The organism is Leifsonia sp. SIMBA_070 (assembly GCF_046534635.1).
Taxonomy (GTDB): domain Bacteria; phylum Actinomycetota; class Actinomycetes; order Actinomycetales; family Microbacteriaceae; genus Leifsonia.
Genome location: NZ_JAWRYK010000319.1, coordinates 1 through 269 on the forward strand (window position 1 = coordinate 1; position 269 = coordinate 269).

Annotated in this window: 1 pseudogene; it reads right to left on the bottom strand. The window is 65.8% G+C overall.

What is annotated here, in order from left to right:
* Positions 1–269: pseudogene (gene groEL / locus SB754_RS20510) on the bottom strand (chaperonin GroEL); the annotation flags it as partial.

Here is a 269-nt window from a genome sequence, read left to right on the forward strand (position 1 = left end):
TGGACCAGGGCGGAACCGCCACCGGCCACGATGCCCTCTTCCAGGGCCGCACGCGTCGAGGACACTGCGTCTTCGATGCGGTGCTTCTTTTCCTTGAGCTCAACTTCGGTGGCTGCGCCAACCTTGATGACGCCGATGCCGCCGGAGAGCTTGGCCAGGCGTTCCTGCAGCTTCTCGCGGTCCCAATCGGAATCCGTGCGCTCGACCTCGGCGCGGATCTGGGCAACACGGTCCGCGACGTCGGCTTCGGAACCCGAACCGTCCACGAT